We start from the raw sequence: 17,876 nt of genomic DNA, 5'->3' as shown, positions 1-17,876 counted from the left end.
GTCCCGAATATCTCGGGACATTTTTTTTGCGACTTTTTAATTAATATAAGGTGGTTTACAACTTGCTGTCAAATACCTTTTTACTGTTTGACCTGAGCAACTTGGTACGGTTCCAAAAGTATGATATGTTCCATCTGGTTTTTTAAGTTCTAACTTAGTGGTGAAATTATCTGCATCATCGTCAATGTCTATAAAATCTGGAATACCATCTTTGTCCGTGTCATCAGGATTTGTAACTCCAGTAGCTAAAACTCTTAAAAATCCATCTCCATTATCTTCTTGATAGGAAGGTATACCATCCTGATCTTGGTCTAATCTTTGAATCTCGTATAATTTAAAACTGAACACAAGAGGTGAATATGAAGGAATTGAACCTGCTCCATTATTATAATATGCTAATCCTGAAGGGATAAACAAAACACCTGCGCCAAAATTATTGAAGCTAACAGTTCCGTCAGTATTAGAACTAGTTGTTCCTGTTTTAAAAAGTGGAAAACCTTCACCCCAGCCCGTAATAGTTGTAAACAAACTTAAAAATTGTTGCGGATATTTAACTGTTTCAAATGTTGTTGCAGAAAGTGTAGTTACCGTTTCTACTGTTTTACGGGCTAAATAATCACCTTTATATGCTGCCAAAACACCATCAACATTACAAGGTGACGCTCCAACACCTTCTCTCAATACCAAATAATATAGTTTATATTTAATATCGTGTAAGCTCACTTCTTTACTTAACAATTTTGGATATGTTGCGCTGTCAAGAAAGGAATATATGGTAGGCTGCAGTCCACCAGTTGGAATTTTAGTAAAAGTTACATCTTGATCATCAGTAAATCCTGCATGATCTGTAACGGTTATATAATAAGTTTTTAAGTATTCTTCAATATCGGTTTTATCTGTTTCATGTTGCGTAGCATATTCTCGTAAAGGAACATCAGCCACAGTATCACTTTTGGAACATGAAAATAAAGAGAGGGTTGTAATTGTTAAAATAAAATAAAACTTAAATTTGTTCATTATTGCTGATTTTTAAGTGCGCAAGATACAATATTGATTTATTTTTGTAAACAATTTAACTTCGATTTTAGAAATTTTATGAGAATAGACAAATATTTGTGGTGCGTGCGGTATTATAAAACCCGCAACATGGTTACAGAAGCTTGCAAAAAAAACCACATCACTGTAAACGGTCAAGTAGCTAAACCATCAAAGGAAGTTTTTCCTACCGACAAAATTACCTTTAGAAAAGATCAAATCACACAAATCATAACCGTTCTGGACATTCCTGAAAATCGCGTGGGAGCTAAACTCGTAGATATATATAGAAAAAATGAAACACCGCCAGAAGTTTTTCAGCATTTAGAATTATTAAAATTATCGAAAGAGCATTACAGAAAAACTGGTGATGGTCGTCCAACAAAAAAAGACCGTCGTGATTTAGATGATTTTGGTTCTGAAATTTCTGAATAAAATAATTGAGCTATGAAACTGAATAGTGACTATTGGGAAGATCGGTATCAAAACAATGAAATTGGTTGGAATGTTGGTAAAATAACAACTCCTATCAAAAACTATATTGACCAATTAAAAGATAAAACCATTCGGATTTTAATTCCAGGAGCAGGAAATGGATATGAATTTGAATATTTAATTCACAAAGGATTTAAAAATGTTTTTGTAGTCGATTTCGCTTCAACTCCATTAGAAAATATTAAAATACGAATTCCAAATCTTGATAAAAATCAACTAATCCTTTCCGACTTTTTTGAATTAGAAGGGAAGTACGATTTAATTATTGAGCAAACATTTTTTTGCGCCATAAAACCCAACCTACGGGAGAACTATGTCCATAAAATGAATTCTTTACTAAATCCAAAAGGCAAATTAGCAGGTTTACTTTTTCAATTTCCACTTTCAGAAAACGGCCCACCTTTTGGAGGTTCTATTCAAGAATATAAAAAATTGTTTGAGGCCGATTTCAAAATTAAATATTTAGAAATTGCCTATAATTCGATAAAATCAAGAAAAGATAACGAACTCTTTTTTATCTTTTTACTTAAATAATATTAAGTACAAGGAAGAGGTTACCTTTGATAAAAATTCTTTATTTTTGAAATCAATTTAAAATATAGACTTTATAAGTCTACATGAAAAAAATACATGAAATGAGCAAAAATATTATACTAACTAATCAAGAAATTGAGCATACTATAAAAAGAATTGCTTATCAAATTTATGAAACATTTGTAGATGAAGAAGAAATTGTAATTGCAGGGATTGCTGACAATGGCTATCTATTTGCAGCAAAAATTACTGAGGTTCTCAAAACCATTTCAAATTTAAAAGTGTCACTTTGTGAAGTAAAAATAAACAAACAAAACCCTACATTACTTATAAAAACTTCTCTTTCAAAAGAAGAATACACCAATAAAGGATTAATACTAGTCGATGATGTTTTAAATTCTGGAACTACATTGATTTATGCTGTAAGACATTTTTTAGAAGTTCCGTTAAAGAAATTTAAAACTGCCGTCCTTGTGGATAGAAATCATAAAAAATACCCTGTGAAAGCTGATTTTAAAGGTATCTCTCTTTCAACTTCATCTTTAGAACATGTTAAAGTTATTTTTGATGAAAATGGCAAAAATTATGCTTATTTAAGTTAGAATTTGGAGTATATCTAAAATAGTTTCATCAACTGATTTATTATCTACAACAATTTTCTTAGTTGCTTGATTATAATAATAACTTCTATCAAAAAGATGCTTAGCGATAAATTCTTTTAATTCAAACTCATTAAGTGAAGCTATAATTGGTCGATTACTTTTATTAACAATCAATCTATTAAACAAAGTTTGAATTGATGCTTTTAAATAAATGGACAAAATATTTTGGCCGTTTAATAAATCGTGATTATTGGCATAACAAGGCGTTCCTCCTCCTAATCCAATAATTAAACTTTCTGGTGAATTTATTAGTTCTTTAAAAATTTCGTGCTCGATTTTTCTAAAATAAATTTCTCCTTTTTGATCAAAAATTTCATTTACGGATAAATTCATTCTCTCCTCAATACATTTATCTAAATCAAGATACGGAATTCTGATAATTTTTGATAGTTTGTGTGCGATTGTAGACTTCCCACAGCCCATATAACCTAATAAAATAATTTTTTCCATATGAATAAAACCTTATGAATTAAGGCGTTAAGTAGTTTTGCTTAAAAAACACAAATTTATACTAAAATAGCTTTGAAAAATTAAAAATAAGGCCTTATATTTGCACCCGCATTCAAAATTGGAAAGACTCGATAGCTCAGTTGGTAGAGCACATCACTTTTAATGATGGGGTCCTGGGTTCGAGCCCCAGTCGGGTCACATTATTTGTGATTATTTTATAACTATTTTGAATCAAAGACTCGATAGCTCAGTTGGTAGAGCACATCACTTTTAATGATGGGGTCCTGGGTTCGAGCCCCAGTCGGGTCACAATACTATTTAGAGACGTTGCAAAGCAACGTCTCTAAATATTTAAGGCCACGTGGAGAAACGGTAGACTTGCCAGCTTGAGGGGCTGGTGCTCGAAAGGGCGTGTGGGTTCAAATCCCACCGTGGTCACGAATATAAAAAGCGTCTCGATTTTAAATCGAGACGCTTTTTTAAAATAAAACCAATTTCTATTTAACTAATTCCTGCAATGGTTTTAATTGCTCTAAATCTATATTGGAACTTTTCAAGACTGAAATTAAAGTCATAATATTTGTGGGATTCATATCCTTACCAATTACTCGAATCACAGCAAAACCGGTTTCTTTTTTATTGGCAAATAATACAAATTCACTTATATGATCATCAGTACCAACATAACTTACTGATGCACCCTCTTTTCCAGAAGAAAATTTCATTAATTGCTGGTATTTTTCATCCTTTAGAATTGAATTTACCTTGGCTCTTTCAAGTTCAAAATCTGCCTTGTTTTTATCATTTAATTTAAAGGCCAATACATTCATTTTATCAAAGGATTGTAAAGCAGCACTTTGTTCTGATGATAATTTGGCTTTGTCGACATTTAAAATATTTGGAGAAATATCTACAGCTATGAAATTTTTATTGTTGGTGTTTTCTACAAAATACTTTTGTAGTGTAGGTTTACTATCGCAACTGAATAAAAATAAACACCCTATAATTGAAATACTATAAATTAGTTTCATAATTATTTTTTCCCTTTTGATGCTTTCTTCAAATCGTCGCCTCCGGGTATTCTCATTTTATCAGTTAATGCTGATAATTCATTCAAGTCGAAATTACCTGTCAATGAAAGCAATACCGTTTCGTTTGACTTGCTTCCGCCTTCGATAAACATAAGTAACTCTTTTATTTGAGTGTCAGTTGAACCTGATTTAATCATTATTTTTATGTTTTTTCCATTGTCATTTACACGCATTAATTCTTCAAGTCCACTGGTTTTAATATATTTTTCGGCAGTTGCTTTCATCTCTGCAGTTGCACGTGAACTTGTGGTTGTAAAAACTTTTAGATTGTCAAGTTTTTTAATTAAATTTATATAATGCTGGGCTTCTTTGTCAGCTGAATCCATTTTTACCTTACTCATTAAGTCGAACATTTTCTTGTTGACAACAATTGAGGTTACATCATCTTGACCGTCAAATTTATCGAAGGCATCTTGTGCAAAAAACGTATTAGATACTAATACTACTACTAATGTTATTATTATTTTTTTCATTATTTCTATTTTTTATTATTGTTTAAAAATTAAGTTTTTTGAATTATCAAATTCTTCGATGTAGTGCACACTTTCTATGCCTACATTAACATGGTTTGATAATTGTGATAATGCTTTTTGAGTTTCTCTGAAAGCTATTTCAGGATCATCATAAGTTCCTAAGCCTTGATTTAGATTTGCAGTACCATAATTAGAGTAACCATAAGTTCCAATTCCTAACAAAACAAGAACCGAAGCTGCAATGGATAACCACGCTACATTACGTTTTTTATCCCGAGACTTCGGGAGAAGTGGAATTTCTTGCTTAAACTTTTGCTCTTTTGCGAGAGAGAAGTAACCAAAAACTGGTTTGTAATGTTCTAAATGCTGTGCAACATTAGAGGAAGTAAAATAATTTTTCAATTCTTTTTCTTCGGCAATACTGGTTTCTCCCTGAAAGTATTTTTCTATTATTATTTCTATATTATCCAATTCCATAATTGTGTGTTTTTGTCATAAATTCTCTAATCGTTTTTCTTGCTCTTGAAAGTGCAACTCGAATTGTGGCCTCACTAATATTCATTATTTTGGCTATTTCATTAAACTCGTATTGCTCTATATCTCGCATTTGAATAATTAATCGTTGTTGTTCTGGCAGCTGATTGATGATTCTTTCAACCCAATTAAAACTATCAATATCTTCAACTTTTTTATCTAAACTTGGCTCTCGATCTGTAAAATTATTATGAACTATTTTAAGGTTACTTGCTCTTTTAGATTTTAATTGATCTAAACAATAATTTTTAGTCATTGTCATCGCAAAAGCTTCAATATTATTATAATCATTTAAATTTTCCTTTCTACTCCATAATTTTACCAAAACTTCTTGTGTTGCATCTTGAGCTTCTTCAGAACTTATGAGCAATCGCTTTGCAAGTCTATAGACTTTATCTTTGAATGGAGCGATTACTTGTACAAACTCTTTTTGGTTCATGAAACTCAATTCTAATCTGGTTATACAATCAAGACGATACACTATTATTTTTGTTACAAAGTATAGAAAATAAAACTAAAGTTACTATTTTTACGTTAATAAGATATTGAAAATCCTGATATGAGAACTACAGCCAAAATTACAATTCTATTTATTTTAACATTTTTTGTGTTACAAAGTTGTCAAGATAATGATGATATCGCTCCGCCAATAAGCTTAGAAATTCATGATTTTATTTGGAAAGGAATGAATCTATATTATTTATGGCAAACAGATGTCCCAAATTTATCTGATAATAGGTTCGCCACACAAAAAGAATTAAATAATTTTTTATCTGGATATTCAAAACCAGAGGATTTATTTAATGCACTTAGAGTCAATTCAACAATTGATAGATTCAGTTGGATTGTGAACGATTATTTAGAATTAGAAGGTGCGCTTCAAGGAACGACAAATAATAATGGTGTAGATTTTGGTTTAAGCAGGAAATCTTCAGGTTCTACGGAACTATTTGGTTGGGTACGTTATATTATTCCAAATTCGGACGCATCAACTAAAAATATTAAGCGAGGTGACATTTTCACAGCTGTAAACGGAACCCAACTCACCATTAATAATTATCAATCGTTGTTATTTGGATCCAATAATGATTATACTTTAAATCTTGCAGACCTCAATGGTGGAGCATTTACACCAAACGGAAAATCAATTGCACTCACAAAAACTGTTCTAGATGAAAATCCTATTCTACTAAATACTGTAATAAATTCTGGCACTCACAAAATAGGATACCTAGTTTATAATGCTTTCTATGCAAATTACGATACCCAATTAAATTCCGCTTTTGAAACCCTAAAAACACAAGGAATAACAGACTTTGTCTTAGATTTACGATACAATTCTGGCGGCTCAGTGCTTACTGCAACTCGATTAGCCAGCATGATTACTGGGCAATTTACAGGGCAAGTATTTGCAAAACAACAATGGAATGCAAAAGTAAATGCTTATTATGATGCCAATAATCCAGATGCTTTGAAAAATATTTTTACTGACAAAATTGGAACCACATCTATTAAAAGTTTGAATTTGTCCAAAATTTATATTCTTACTTCAAAAAGTTCCGCATCGGCAAGTGAACTATTAATTAACGGTTTAAAACCTTACATTACCGTTGTTCAAATAGGCGATGTGACAACAGGAAAAAACGTAGGCTCAATTACACTCTACGATTCTCCAACTTTTGGCAAAGAGAATAGAAACCCAAATCATCGCTATGCCATGCAACCCATCGTCCTGAAAATAGTCAACTCATCAGGTTTTGGTGATTATCAAGACGGGTTAATTCCTACCTTTGAATTGAAAGAAAGTTTAGAAAACTTAAACGTTCTAGGAAATACAACTGAACCTTTATTGAGTTTAGCAATCGGTAAAATTACTGGAACAAAAAAAATAGCACAACCAAGTTCTATAATTAATTATGATTATTTCAAAGATTCGAAATCCATAAATGGACAAAACCAAATGTATCTTGAAAAAGCTCCCGAAGGACTTTTGAAAGCTTTGGAATAATATAATTAAAAACTCAAGCAATAATCCTAATCTTAATAAGTTATAACTAACTAACCATTTATAAAACATCAATTAAAATGAAAAACACAACCAAATTATTTTTGCTCTTAACCGCTATTATCTCTTTTGCATTTGCAAACCCTAACCCTACAGAAGCTAAACAAATCAACGTAGTTATTGATGCTGGCCATGGCGGTCACGATTCTGGAGCAACTTCAAACGATGCTTCCGAAAAAATAATTGTAGCACAAATCACAAACAAAATCAAGTCTTTAAATAAAAATAAAAACGTTGTTCTCCATTTCACCAGAAACTCAGATGCCTTTTTATCTTTAAAAGAAAGAACTGATATTATTAACAACATTAATCCTGATTTAGTGCTATCATTACATGTAAACTCAAATAAAAACAAAGACAAGTCTGGAGTTGAACTTTTTGTTTTTAAAGATTCTCAATCCTATAAAAAGTCAAATGAAATAGCAGTAAATCTTAATGAGAAGTTAGTCAAAAATCATAATTTTAAAGTTTCCGAAATAAAAAACGCTCCTTTTTTTATTCTTAAAAAATCAAATGCTCCAGCCATAATTCTAGAGCTTGGTTATTTATCAAATGATGAGGACAAAAAATATCTAACCGATGAAAACCAGCAAATCAAAATTGCCGAAAGCATTCTGGAATTTGTTTCGGATTTAAAATAAAACGAGAGAAGGCTTTCAGTAACGAAAGCCTTCTCCTTTAATTATAATTTTGTCTTTTAGAACAAGATATTCAACCCTAATTTAAAGTTTCTGCCACGAGTGCTATAACCTACAGACTCTACAAACTCTTCGTTTAATATATTGTTTATAGCAGCAAAAATGCTCATTCTGTTTTTGATTAAATCATATTTCGCTGTGGCATTCACTAACTGATACGCATCCAGAAGTACAGGCGTAGTTGCATAAGTTCCACCATCAAAAAAAGCATCGTTTCTCTGGTCAACATATTGATAGTTAACATTAAAAAATACTTTAGTCGTTGGTTGATAATCTAATGAAACGTTTCCTTTATGTTTTGGAATAAGTCTGCTCAAACGCTCTTCAACTTGTGTAAAAGTATAATTTCCGTTAACCGATAATTTGCTAGACAATGCATACGAAATCATTGTTTCAATACCTTTTGCATTGTTAATCCCTTCGATATTAATGTAATTTGAAATATAAGTTATTGGAGCAGTATAAAATCCAAAGGCATTTTTTTCTTCTCTATAAAATGCAACCGTGTTCAAAGTCAGTTTTTTATCTAGCATATTCAATTCAAAACCAGCTTCGACTGTGCTGTTTTCTTCAGGAACTAAATCTAAATTTCCGTATGGAGAATACAACTGGTATAAACTTGGCGTGATGTAAGCTGTGCTATACGAAGCCAAAATTTTCAAAGGCAATTTCGAAAAAGTATACGAAGGATTTACATTATAAACAAAATGACTGTCATAAACACTATGCATGTTGTAACGTGCACCAGCATTAAGATTAAAGCCAAAATCAGAGTTGTAAACCGCAGTTACATAAGGATCATTTGTATTGAATTTTGCTATCTCCTTTGCAATCGCATCATAAGGCGTTTCAGAATTCATTTCGTTAAACTGAAACTGATTTCCCAACACGACAAAAAACTGAGAATTGAACGCATATTTATTAAATGCATCTACATTTACACTTTTTGAGTTATAAACACTTTCGCCAACCGAGTTGCTGTAACTACTATAAACAGTATAATCGCGTTGAATCGTATTAAAGCTAGAATTCAAAACAAACTCGCCTTTGTTGTATTTGTATTTTGGAGAAAAACCAAAACGAAATTGTTCTGATTTTGAAACATTCAAAGGCGTATCTGGATTATTGAAATTATCAAATGAACCATCAAAATCATTTTTCATTCTATCGTAATTAGCAAAGAAATCCAAAGCCAATTTTGTAGTAGGTTTGACCCCAAGTTTAACTAATGCATTTATTCTCGAAAAATTATCAGCTTCATAAGTTGCGGATTGCGGTACAGAAGCATCAGATATCCCAGTAGTTTCAGTACTATTCAATGAGGCATAATAATTAAACTTCGTTCCACTTCCGTTTAAAGCAACTCCTTGATTAAAATCGTTTAAGTTGTAGTTCTTTTTTTCTGCAGTATTTTGAGTTCCTACATTAGCATAAACATTTCCCGCAAAAGATTTTTTTGCTGCTTTCTTGAGTGTAATATTAATAACTCCAGTTGCAGCACCAGTTCCGTATAACGTACTTGCCGCACCTTTCATTATCTCCACACTTTCAACTTGTTCCACTGGAATCAAGCGCAAATCATATTCCAGATTAATTCCCGAAGCATCGGTTACCGGAATTCCATCAATCATAATCAAGGTTTGGCGGTTGCGTCCACCACGAATGTAGTAACTCAAATTTTTTCCCGCACTACTCTGGTTTCCGTTAATTTCGACACCAGCAACAGTACTCAAAACTGTAGCAAGCGATTGTCCTGATTTTTTAGCTAATTCAGCAGCTGTAATTTTTACAATTACTTTTCCTGATTTTTCTTTGGCTAAAGCAAATTTGGAGTCCGAAATTACAACTTCATCCAATTGATTTTGAGATGCAATAGAATCTTTTTGTTGTGCGAAAGCACAGCTTGTAATTAATACGCACAACGCACTAATACGAACGATTTTGTTGTTCATTTTTAATAAAATATTTAGCAACAGCATAAATTTAGGACTGTTACATTACTAATAATTGGGAGAAAAGCATAGAATTACCCATACCCAAACCTTTTTTCCCGAAAGTTTGATACTCGATGTAATAGGCAGGTCTCCTGGCTTGCGTCTTGTTGTTTACCTTCCCAAGAAACTGAAATAAATTCAGTTAACTCAGTGGTTTTGTAGATAACAACAAGCTTTCTAGCTTACAGTTGCGGGTACAGCTCAAGATTTAAGATTTTTGATTTAAGATTTTTGATTTAAGATTTGTTACAATCTGAAATCTACAATCTGAAATCTGCAATCTCTCACCTGATTCCCTTTTAATGCCGTTTTGAAAAACAAAACAACAACCTCATTACGGGTGCAAATGTAACCCTAACATCTGAATAAAAAAATAAAATTTGATTTTTAAAAAGGATAAAAGATACCTTTGCATTTCTTATAAAACATTTTATGAAATCATTTTTGTTGAAATTTATTACTTTTTTAGCACTATTTTTTTTAGGTAGTTGCAAGCAAAACAATGACCTAGCTGTCAAAAAAATACCAACAAGCAAGAATTCAATTCACCATGCCAAAGGCTTAGAAATCTACAAATACAAAGGATATTCAGTAGTAAAAATCACCAATCCTTGGCCAGAAGCCAAAGAAAGTTTCACATACATTCTTCAAGAAAAAAACGGAATTATTCCCGATAGTTTAAAACAATTCACCCCAATACAAGTTCCCATAAAATCGATAGTTGTAACCTCAACAACACACATTCCGTCCCTCGAAATGCTTGGAGTAGAAAACACTTTGATAGGTTTTCCTAATACCAATTATATTTCTTCCGAAAAAACTAGAAAATTAATTGACTCCAAGAAAGTGAGAGAAGTGGGTCGAAACGAAAGTCTGAACACCGAAGTTTTGATTGATATGAAACCCGATGTAATTATCAGTTTTGGTTTAAATAATAGCAACCCAACACTAGACAATCTCAAAAAAAGCGGCTTGAAAGTAATGCTCAACGGCGATTGGACCGAGCAAACTCCTCTAGGAAAAGCCGAATGGATTAAGTTTTTTGGAGCATTGTACGGACTAGAAACAAAGGCAAATACTGTTTTTTTAGAAATCGAAAACGAATACAAAAACACTTTGGCTTTAGCCAAAAAAGCAACAACCAAACCAACAGTTTTGTGTGGTGCCATGTTTCAAAACCAATGGTATGTGCCACAAGGCGAGAGTTGGGCTTCTCTTTTTTTGATCGATGCTCAAGCCAATTATTTATGGAAAACTACCAAAGGAACTGGCAGTTTATCGTTGCCTTTCGAAAAAGTTTTAGAAAAAGCACAAGATGCTGAATTCTGGATTGCTCCTGGCGATTTTTCTTCCATGAAAGAAATGAGCGACAGCAATCCGCATTATGGTGAGTTTGCCTCATTCCAAAATAAAAAAGTATATTCGTACGGTGTAAATAAAGGTACAAAAGGCGGAATCATTTATTTTGAATTATCTCCTACTCGACCTGACTTGGTTTTGAAGGATTTTATTAAAATTTTACATCCCGAATTGTTACCAAATCACAAACTTTTTTTCTTTCAGAAATTACAATAAATTGAATCTTAGAAACCGAAATACTCTTTTATTCACCATTTTGACTTTGGCTTTGCTATTGGCATTGCTATTAAACATCAGTTTAGGTTCGGTTTCTATCCCCATAAAAGAAGTTTTCAATAGCCTGACAGGAACAACTGCAAGTAAAGAAACTTGGGAATACATAATAGTAAATTACCGTTTACCCAAAGCTATTGCAGCTATTCTTGTGGGTATGGGATTATCAATAAGTGGATTGCTCATGCAAACTTTATTTAGAAATCCACTCGCTGGACCTTATGTTCTGGGATTGAGTTCTGGTGCGAGTTTAGGCGTGGCAATTGTCATCTTGGGCGCTGGATTTTTGCCTCCATTTTTAGCTTCTATCCTGCTCTCTTCTTACGGAATTATTCTGGCTTCAAGTGCTGGGAGTTTTTTAGTTTTTCTGGCCGTTTTAGCAATTTCTAGACAGTTGCGAGACACAATGGCAATATTAATTGTAGGCCTGATGTTTGGTAGTTTAACCAGCGCTATTGTTGGGATATTGACTTATTTTAGCACTGCTGAACAGTTACAAAAATTCACTTTCTGGTCATTAGGAAATTTAGGAAACTTGTCTTGGCCATCGATTGTAATTTTGTCGATTTGTGTTGCAATTGGTTTGCTTTTAAGTCTCTTTAGTATAAAACCTTTAAACGCTTTGTTGCTTGGAGAAAATTACGCACGCAGTTTGGGTTTGAATTATAAAAAATCAAGGCTTATTATTATTTTTGCGACCAGTATTCTAGCAGGAAGTATCACCGCATTTGCTGGGCCAATTGCCTTTATTGGGTTAGCTGTACCGCATATTGCTAAAATGGTTTTTCAAACAAGCAGTCATGCAATACTGTTTTGGAGCACTATACTTATTGGCGCCATTATCATGCTTGTTTGCGATACTATTTCGCAAGTTCCAGGTAGCGATATTACGTTACCAATCAATGCGGTAACCTCTATTTTTGGTGCGCCAATAGTGATTTGGTTGTTAGTTAGAAAAAGAAAAATGATGAACTAATTTTTTATTTTTAACCACGTAGAGACATAGCAAATGATTGTAAATAAAGGAGTAATAGAAAATTTAATATTTTCCAACATAGCTCAATTTTGTGGAAAAGTGAAACTACTATGTAAACTTTAAATAATAAAAAACTATGCGTTTAAAAAAATCCAAATGAAAATCAATAAAAACATTCTTTCTACTTCAAATTTGAGCATTGGTTACAAAACCAAAAGCATGACAACAACTATTGCCGAAAACCTAAATATAAATTTACAAGAAGGAAAACTCATCGCTTTAATTGGCGCAAACGGAATCGGAAAATCAACGTTGTTAAGAACCCTAACCGGAATTCAAAAACCGATTTTAGGAACAGTTTTCTTGAATGAATGGAACATTCAAGATTTAGATACTTTCATATTAGCACAAAATCTAAGTGTAGTTTTGACGGAGAAATTACCTCCAAGCAACCTAAGCGTTTTTGAACTCATTGCTCTAGGAAGACAACCTTATACCAACTGGATTGGTAAATTAACCGACATTGATATTGCAAAAGTCAACGAAGCTATAACACGGACGCAAATTGAACATTTAGCATCAAAAAAGCATTACGAAATTAGCGATGGACAGTTGCAAATCGTTTTGATTGCAAGAGCATTGGCGCAAGACACACCTTTAATAATTCTAGACGAACCCACAACTCATTTAGACTTACAACACAAAGTTTCGCTTTTAAAACTTTTGAAAAAATTAACTCAGGAAACTGGAAAATGCATTTTGTTTTCGACCCACGATATTGATATGGCAATACAATTGAGCGACGAAATGATTATTATGACTCCAGAAAACGTGGTGCAAGACCAACCTTGCAATTTGATTTCTAATGGAGTTTTCAATACCTTGTTCCAAGACGAAAATATTATTTTTGATAACGAAAAGGGGAAATTTGTGATTAATTAATAATGGATAATTGTCAATTGTTAATTATCAATTGAAATCTGCCGCTTCGCTTCACCAACTACAAACGCAACAGAATTCGCAATATTAAAACTTCGGATTAAATTTGACATTGGGATAGTCAAATGGTTTTCGAATCTAGCCAAAACGGCTTCGCTCAAACCCACGCTTTCTTTACCAAAAACCAACCAATCACCATCTTGAAATTCAGCTTCATAAATGGATTTTGTAGCATGAGAACTCATCAGGAAAACTCGTGATTTATCAGGGATAATTGTCATCCATTCTTCTATGTTTTGATATTCGGACACATCGAGATGCACCCAATAATCCAAACCGGAGCGTTTCAGGTTTTTATCATTAATTACAAATCCAAAAGGATGAATCAAGTGCAAACGACTTTCGGTACCCACACACAAACGACCAATGTTTCCGGTATTGTTAGGGATTTCGGGTTCTACGAGGACGATGTTTAACATAAAAGTTAGAAGTTAAAAGTTAGGAGTTGGGAGTTTGAAAAAAAGCATCGACTTCTTTTACTTCTCCAGCCTGCAAATCGTTCAAATATACGTTTCCTATTCGAACTCGTACCAGTCGCAAAGTTGGAAAACCAACCGCTGCAGTCATTTTGCGTACTTGACGAAACTTTCCTTCATTGACCGTAATCGAAGCCCAAGATGTTGGTCCATGCCGTTCATCTCGAATTTTTTTTCCTCGTGGTCCAAAGTTAGGAATTTCATTTATTACAAAAGCCTCACACCGTTTTGTGCTATATTTTGAACCATCAAAACCTATTTCGACACCTTTTTTAATCTTTTCTATCGCTTCTTGTGTTATAATTCCATCAACTTGAACGTAATATTCCTTATCCACTTTTTTGCTGCGGACGATTTCACTCATTTTGCCGTCGGTAGTTAATAAAAGTAATCCTTCGGAATCTTCGTCGAGGCGACCAATAGCCATCGTTCCAGTGGGGAAATTATATAATTCTCCCAAGAGTTTTTTCTTTCGTTTGAGCTCATATATAAACTGACTCAAATAACCGTAGGGTTTATGAAGAATGAAATGGCGGTGGGACATGCTAATTTTTTTTGAGAAGCAAAGATAGTTTTGTTAGCATACAACTAGAAGTATTATTTCTAACTATTTTTTGAATAATTTGAATAAAAATACTGCAATGAGGTTTCCCGTAAAAAAAATTATCCCTAACTGATTAGTTTTACATATTGATTATCAACAACAAATAACCATTTTAATCATGCTAAAAAAATCCGTTTTAATCGAAAATAAAACTTCTATTACTGCAAAAAACTTGCAACTTATAATCAAATCAGAAATTAGAGAAAGCTCTATTCCAATTGAAGATATTGGTATTTTAGTTCTGGATCATCAGGAAATTTATATCAGTTTACCAGCTATGAATATGATGGTAGAGAACAACACTGCTGTTATTATATGTTCCAAAAATCATATGCCAAACGGTATGTTCCTGAACCTTAATAGCCACCATATTCAACAAGAAGTTTTCAAAAATCAAATAGAAGCTTCAATTCCATTAAAAAAGCAGTTGTGGCAACAAACCATTATCGAAAAAATAACCAATCAAGGGTTTTTATTAGCAAAGATTACTGGGGATAAAAATGCATTTGACTTTTTAGCATCCAAAGTTTTAAGCGGAGATACTACAAATATGGAAGGTGTAGCAGCCCAACAATACTGGAAATCCTTTTTTGAGATTGATTTCAAGCGAGAACGTTTTGGCGATTATCCCAATAATTTCCTGAATTATGGTTATGCAATTCTTCGAGCAGCAACCGCAAGAGCATTATCAGGAAGCGGATTACTCAACACGCTAGGCATTCATCACAAAAGCAAATACAATGCTTTTGCTCTTGCCGATGATATAATGGAGCCTTTTCGACCAGTTATTGATGAAAAAGTATTGGAGATTATGCAGCAGTATGATGAACAGGAACTGAACACAAAAATCAAATCAGAACTTCTGCAAGTATTAACTCGAACCGTATATTTCAAAGACGAAAAAAGCCCGTTGATGGTTGCATTACAAAAAACAGCCAGTTCCTTGCAGCAATGCTTTATGGGAAAAAGAAAGAAAATTAAATATCCAAAACTATGGAACTTAACGCCTACCGAATAATGTGGTTGTTTGTGTTCTTTGATTTGCCCACAGAAACCAAAAAGGATAGACGAAATGCCTCACAGTTTCGTGGAAATCTCTTGAAAGATGGTTTCTCGATGATGCAATATTCGGTTTATATTCGGCATTGCGCTAGTGGAGAAAGTGCCGATGTACATGAAAAACGAATTAATAAACTTGTTCCGTCATTAGGGAAAGTAAGTGTTTTACGAATAACCGATAAGCAGTTTGGGATGATTATTAATTATCTGGGCAAAGCCAAACAAGACATTATTGATGCGCCAACTCAATTGGAATTATTTTAATCCTAATTTTTATAAAATTTATCTTTACACCATTTATTTGGATTATTTTCAATGTAATTTACAATGTTTAAATACGATTTTTCATCTCTAATGATATGATCATGAAAAGAACGATGCCAAGCAAACTCGTCATTACCTGCTTGATGAATTAATTTAGAACTTGTTGTTTTAAAGGCACCCATAATTTGGGAAAGCGATTTTATTTTTATGATCTCTGAATCCAATTGCCCCATATCAGTATTGTGAATTGAATTTACCTTTAGCGAATCTATTTCGATTACAGCGTGAATATGATTCGGCATCACAACATAAGAATGGAGTTCAATATATTGATATTGAATTGCCAACCATTCCAATTGATTATTTGCAATAATTCCATACCGATTCAAAATCATTTCTGATTCATTTTTATCGGCATCATTTTTACCGGCATCATTTTTATCGGGATTATTTTTATCGGGATTTTGTACGGACAGGTCGCGACCTGTCCCTACGTATACCACATCACCAAAACAACATTCCATATTTTTTACACACGACGTAACAAAATATAAATTATTCTTCGAATAATCATATCCCTTCAATCTATTTGCTTTTCTACTTTTCATACTAATTTATCTATTGCATTTTTTCTATTATGCGCGTGTACGGACAGGTCGCGTCCTGTCCCTACGCATTGCAAATAACAAATTATATTTTTAAAATCAATATTCCCAAAATTTAGAATTGAAAAAATGCTCCAATCTTGCCTTATCACAACAAAAAAGGAGCATTTTATTTTACGATATCTCTCTTTATTCTCTTGATTATTAGAAGGTAACAAGCCAACTAATATCGTGTTTTCTAATCTTTAATCAAACCACAACCAGCTGATTGTATTGGAATGATTACTTCCGAATATCGTGTTTTCTAATCTTTAATCAAACCACAACCAATCATTATCTTTTGAGTGTCGGATTGCTAATATCGTGTTTTCTAATCTTTAATCAAACCACAACCGTGAAGTCGCCAACGGATCGTTATTTGTTAATATCGTGTTTTCTAATCTTTAATCAAACCACAACTCAAATATTTCAATTCGAGTTCTAAACTCCAATATCGTGTTTTCTAATCTTTAATCAAACCACAACTTGGCGTTCTATAGACATAAGAAAATCGTAAATATCGTGTTTTCTAATCTTTAATCAAACCACAACCACACCGTATCGCAATGCGTCAAAGCAGGAAATATCGTGTTTTCTAATCTTTAATCAAACCACAACATATTGTTTTTTTTATAATCGAATTTAAAAAATATCGTGTTTTCTAATCTTTAATCAAACCACAACTTCCTCACTCCATTTCATTAGCTTAGAAACAATATCGTGTTTTCTAATCTTTAATCAAACCACAACCTCTCTTTCCCTATATAGTATTTTGTAATAAATATCGTGTTTTCTAATCTTTAATCAAACCACAACTTATTAATAGTGTACTCATAATTTCATTATAATATCGTGTTTTCTAATCTTTAATCAAACCACAACTAAAATATAAAGATTATTGTCTTCACTAACAATATCGTGTTTTCTAATCTTTAATCAAACCACAACTTCAGATACTATTGGACTTTCACTATTTAAATATCGTGTTTTCTAATCTTTAATCAAACCACAACAGGGTATAGGAAGTTTGCTCAAATTCTTTAATATCGTGGGAGAATTCAAAAACCTAACGCAACAAATGATAAATTTTATCTTTGTTGAATTATGAAAAAAATACACAAAAGATTATCCTATAAAGAGAGGATTGTAATTGAAACTTTACTCCAGCAAGGTAAGAGCAAAAATCACATC

At 32.6% G+C, this 17,876-nt stretch carries 20 protein-coding genes, 3 tRNA genes, 1 CRISPR repeat array and 1 riboswitch; of the genes, 13 read left to right on the top strand and 10 right to left on the bottom strand.

All coding sequences use genetic code 11. From position 1 onward, the window contains the following. Positions 1-36: 36 nt before the first annotated feature. Positions 37-1,017 (bottom strand): FKBP-type peptidylprolyl isomerase, encoded by a 981-nt coding sequence (locus RMO53_RS03785; RefSeq protein ID WP_310378182.1) that lies wholly within the window; start codon positions 1,015-1,017, stop codon positions 37-39. Between the two features lie 78 nt (positions 1,018-1,095). Here RMO53_RS03785 and RMO53_RS03780 point away from each other — a divergent pair, with 78 nt between their 5' ends. The 3 genes from RMO53_RS03780 (at position 1,096) to RMO53_RS03770 (ending at position 2,666) form a co-directional block, all read left to right on the top strand. Next, the gene (locus RMO53_RS03780) at positions 1,096-1,470 is read left to right on the top strand and encodes an RNA-binding S4 domain-containing protein (protein ID WP_310378180.1); all 375 of its coding nucleotides are present in this window, start codon (positions 1,096-1,098) and stop codon (positions 1,468-1,470) included. Between the two features lie 12 nt (positions 1,471-1,482). After that, positions 1,483-2,064 (top strand): methyltransferase domain-containing protein, encoded by a 582-nt coding sequence (locus RMO53_RS03775; RefSeq protein ID WP_310378179.1) that lies wholly within the window; start codon positions 1,483-1,485, stop codon positions 2,062-2,064. A 101-nt stretch (positions 2,065-2,165) separates the two neighbouring features. Next, positions 2,166-2,666, top strand: a complete 501-nt coding sequence (locus RMO53_RS03770; protein WP_310378236.1) for a phosphoribosyltransferase family protein — start codon at positions 2,166-2,168, stop codon at positions 2,664-2,666. Here RMO53_RS03770 and RMO53_RS03765 read toward each other — a convergent pair. Continuing rightward, positions 2,658-3,176, bottom strand: coding sequence for a shikimate kinase (locus RMO53_RS03765; RefSeq protein WP_310378178.1), 519 nt, complete (start codon positions 3,174-3,176; stop codon positions 2,658-2,660). The genes RMO53_RS03770 and RMO53_RS03765 overlap by 9 nt on opposite strands. Before the next feature lie 125 nt (positions 3,177-3,301). On the opposite strand from RMO53_RS03765, the gene RMO53_RS03760 reads away from it, so the two are divergent. The 3 genes from RMO53_RS03760 to RMO53_RS03750 all read left to right on the top strand — a co-directional run bounded on the left by RMO53_RS03760 (position 3,302) and on the right by RMO53_RS03750 (position 3,614). Continuing rightward, positions 3,302-3,374 (top strand) — tRNA-Lys (locus RMO53_RS03760). Between the two features lie 38 nt (positions 3,375-3,412). Continuing rightward, positions 3,413-3,485 (top strand) — tRNA-Lys (locus RMO53_RS03755). A gap of 46 nt (positions 3,486-3,531) precedes the next feature. Further along, positions 3,532-3,614, top strand: a tRNA-Leu gene (locus RMO53_RS03750). A 59-nt stretch (positions 3,615-3,673) separates the two neighbouring features. Here the strand turns inward: RMO53_RS03750 and RMO53_RS03745 are convergent. From RMO53_RS03745 to RMO53_RS03730, 4 genes are read right to left on the bottom strand one after another with little or no spacing between them, the layout of a single operon-like run. Continuing rightward, positions 3,674-4,207: a DUF4252 domain-containing protein gene (locus RMO53_RS03745; RefSeq protein WP_310378176.1), complete on the bottom strand. Its 534-nt coding sequence runs from the start codon at positions 4,205-4,207 to the stop codon at positions 3,674-3,676. A gap of 2 nt (positions 4,208-4,209) precedes the next feature. Continuing rightward, positions 4,210-4,740, bottom strand: a complete 531-nt coding sequence (locus tag RMO53_RS03740; protein WP_310378174.1) for a DUF4252 domain-containing protein — start codon at positions 4,738-4,740, stop codon at positions 4,210-4,212. Positions 4,741-4,755: 15 nt separating this feature from the next. After that, entirely contained in the window at positions 4,756-5,217 is a 462-nt protein-coding gene (locus RMO53_RS03735) for a hypothetical protein (RefSeq protein ID WP_310378173.1), read from the bottom strand. After that, the gene (locus RMO53_RS03730) at positions 5,204-5,713 is read right to left on the bottom strand and encodes a sigma-70 family RNA polymerase sigma factor (RefSeq protein WP_310378171.1); all 510 of its coding nucleotides are present in this window, start codon (positions 5,711-5,713) and stop codon (positions 5,204-5,206) included. Before RMO53_RS03730 ends, RMO53_RS03735 begins: the two co-directional genes overlap by 14 nt. A gap of 120 nt (positions 5,714-5,833) precedes the next feature. Between RMO53_RS03730 and RMO53_RS03725 the strand changes: the two genes are divergently transcribed. Together RMO53_RS03725 and RMO53_RS03720 are read left to right on the top strand one after the other, a co-directional pair. Further along, positions 5,834-7,282 (top strand): S41 family peptidase, encoded by a 1,449-nt coding sequence (locus tag RMO53_RS03725; protein ID WP_310378170.1) that lies wholly within the window; start codon positions 5,834-5,836, stop codon positions 7,280-7,282. A 77-nt stretch (positions 7,283-7,359) separates the two neighbouring features. Beyond that, positions 7,360-7,980, top strand: coding sequence for an N-acetylmuramoyl-L-alanine amidase (locus tag RMO53_RS03720; RefSeq protein WP_310378168.1), 621 nt, complete (start codon positions 7,360-7,362; stop codon positions 7,978-7,980). A gap of 56 nt (positions 7,981-8,036) precedes the next feature. Here RMO53_RS03720 and RMO53_RS03715 read toward each other — a convergent pair whose 3' ends face one another. Next, a complete protein-coding gene (locus RMO53_RS03715) occupies positions 8,037-9,989 on the bottom strand; it encodes a TonB-dependent receptor domain-containing protein (protein ID WP_310378166.1) in 1,953 nt (650 codons plus the stop codon). Positions 9,990-10,095: 106 nt separating this feature from the next. Next, positions 10,096-10,380, bottom strand: a riboswitch (cobalamin riboswitch). Between the two features lie 83 nt (positions 10,381-10,463). Here RMO53_RS03715 and RMO53_RS03710 point away from each other — a divergent pair. The 3 genes from RMO53_RS03710 (at position 10,464) to RMO53_RS03700 (ending at position 13,581) form a co-directional block, all read left to right on the top strand. After that, positions 10,464-11,606 carry an ABC transporter substrate-binding protein gene (locus RMO53_RS03710; protein ID WP_310378164.1) on the top strand — a complete coding sequence of 381 codons (1,143 nt, stop codon included), beginning with the start codon at positions 10,464-10,466 and terminating at the stop codon, positions 11,604-11,606. 1 nt (position 11,607) lies between these two features. Then, complete coding sequence (locus RMO53_RS03705; RefSeq protein ID WP_310378163.1) at positions 11,608-12,639, top strand: iron ABC transporter permease; 1,032 nt, start codon at positions 11,608-11,610, stop codon at positions 12,637-12,639. A gap of 156 nt (positions 12,640-12,795) precedes the next feature. Next, positions 12,796-13,581, top strand: coding sequence for an ABC transporter ATP-binding protein (locus RMO53_RS03700; protein ID WP_310378162.1), 786 nt, complete (start codon positions 12,796-12,798; stop codon positions 13,579-13,581). Positions 13,582-13,601: 20 nt separating this feature from the next. Here the strand turns inward: RMO53_RS03700 and RMO53_RS03695 are convergent, their stop codons facing one another. Next, positions 13,602-14,057, bottom strand: coding sequence for a tRNA (cytidine(34)-2'-O)-methyltransferase (locus tag RMO53_RS03695; protein WP_310378160.1), 456 nt, complete (start codon positions 14,055-14,057; stop codon positions 13,602-13,604). Between the two features lie 19 nt (positions 14,058-14,076). Further along, a complete protein-coding gene (locus RMO53_RS03690; protein ID WP_310378158.1) occupies positions 14,077-14,658 on the bottom strand; it encodes a pseudouridine synthase in 582 nt (193 codons plus the stop codon). 178 nt (positions 14,659-14,836) lie between these two features. Between RMO53_RS03690 and cas1 the strand changes: the two genes are divergently transcribed. Beyond that, a complete protein-coding gene (gene cas1, locus RMO53_RS03685; protein ID WP_310378157.1) occupies positions 14,837-15,736 on the top strand; it encodes a type II CRISPR-associated endonuclease Cas1 in 900 nt (299 codons plus the stop codon). Beyond that, complete coding sequence (cas2, locus tag RMO53_RS03680; RefSeq protein WP_310378156.1) at positions 15,712-16,041, top strand: CRISPR-associated endonuclease Cas2; 330 nt, start codon at positions 15,712-15,714, stop codon at positions 16,039-16,041. The genes cas1 and cas2 overlap by 25 nt, the downstream gene beginning before the upstream one ends. Positions 16,042-16,043: 2 nt before the next feature. Here the strand turns inward: cas2 and RMO53_RS03675 are convergent, their stop codons facing one another. Next, entirely contained in the window at positions 16,044-16,649 is a 606-nt protein-coding gene (locus RMO53_RS03675) for a transposase (protein WP_310378155.1), read from the bottom strand. 222 nt (positions 16,650-16,871) lie between these two features. Then, positions 16,872-17,698: a CRISPR direct-repeat array (repeat unit 36 nt; unit sequence AATATCGTGTTTTCTAATCTTTAATCAAACCACAAC). Between the last annotated feature and the right edge of the window lie 178 nt (positions 17,699-17,876).

The sequence above is a fragment of the Flavobacterium sp. genome, from assembly GCF_031409475.1.
Taxonomy (GTDB): domain Bacteria; phylum Bacteroidota; class Bacteroidia; order Flavobacteriales; family Flavobacteriaceae; genus Flavobacterium.
The sequence above is the reverse complement of the archived record's forward strand: the minus strand, read 5'-3'. Positions and strand labels throughout refer to the sequence as shown.

Bases quoted from the DNA above. Each gene is read 5' to 3' on its own strand.
- RMO53_RS03785 (WP_310378182.1), bottom strand. From the start codon at position 1,017: ATGAACAAATTTAAGTTTTATTTTATTTTAACAATTACAACCCTCTCT.
- RMO53_RS03780 (WP_310378180.1), top strand. From the start codon at position 1,096: ATGAGAATAGACAAATATTTGTGGTGCGTGCGGTATTATAAAACCCGC.
- RMO53_RS03775 (WP_310378179.1), top strand. From the start codon at position 1,483: ATGAAACTGAATAGTGACTATTGGGAAGATCGGTATCAAAACAATGAA.
- RMO53_RS03770 (WP_310378236.1), top strand. From the start codon at position 2,166: ATGAGCAAAAATATTATACTAACTAATCAAGAAATTGAGCATACTATA.
- RMO53_RS03765 (WP_310378178.1), bottom strand. From the start codon at position 3,176: ATGGAAAAAATTATTTTATTAGGTTATATGGGCTGTGGGAAGTCTACA.
- RMO53_RS03745 (WP_310378176.1), bottom strand. From the start codon at position 4,207: ATGAAACTAATTTATAGTATTTCAATTATAGGGTGTTTATTTTTATTC.
- RMO53_RS03740 (WP_310378174.1), bottom strand. From the start codon at position 4,740: ATGAAAAAAATAATAATAACATTAGTAGTAGTATTAGTATCTAATACG.
- RMO53_RS03735 (WP_310378173.1), bottom strand. From the start codon at position 5,217: ATGGAATTGGATAATATAGAAATAATAATAGAAAAATACTTTCAGGGA.
- RMO53_RS03730 (WP_310378171.1), bottom strand. From the start codon at position 5,713: ATGAACCAAAAAGAGTTTGTACAAGTAATCGCTCCATTCAAAGATAAA.
- RMO53_RS03725 (WP_310378170.1), top strand. From the start codon at position 5,834: ATGAGAACTACAGCCAAAATTACAATTCTATTTATTTTAACATTTTTT.
- RMO53_RS03720 (WP_310378168.1), top strand. From the start codon at position 7,360: ATGAAAAACACAACCAAATTATTTTTGCTCTTAACCGCTATTATCTCT.
- RMO53_RS03715 (WP_310378166.1), bottom strand. From the start codon at position 9,989: ATGAACAACAAAATCGTTCGTATTAGTGCGTTGTGCGTATTAATTACA.
- RMO53_RS03710 (WP_310378164.1), top strand. From the start codon at position 10,464: ATGAAATCATTTTTGTTGAAATTTATTACTTTTTTAGCACTATTTTTT.
- RMO53_RS03700 (WP_310378162.1), top strand. From the start codon at position 12,796: ATGAAAATCAATAAAAACATTCTTTCTACTTCAAATTTGAGCATTGGT.
- RMO53_RS03695 (WP_310378160.1), bottom strand. From the start codon at position 14,057: ATGTTAAACATCGTCCTCGTAGAACCCGAAATCCCTAACAATACCGGA.
- RMO53_RS03690 (WP_310378158.1), bottom strand. From the start codon at position 14,658: ATGTCCCACCGCCATTTCATTCTTCATAAACCCTACGGTTATTTGAGT.
- cas1 (WP_310378157.1), top strand. From the start codon at position 14,837: ATGCTAAAAAAATCCGTTTTAATCGAAAATAAAACTTCTATTACTGCA.
- cas2 (WP_310378156.1), top strand. From the start codon at position 15,712: ATGGAACTTAACGCCTACCGAATAATGTGGTTGTTTGTGTTCTTTGAT.
- RMO53_RS03675 (WP_310378155.1), bottom strand. From the start codon at position 16,649: ATGAAAAGTAGAAAAGCAAATAGATTGAAGGGATATGATTATTCGAAG.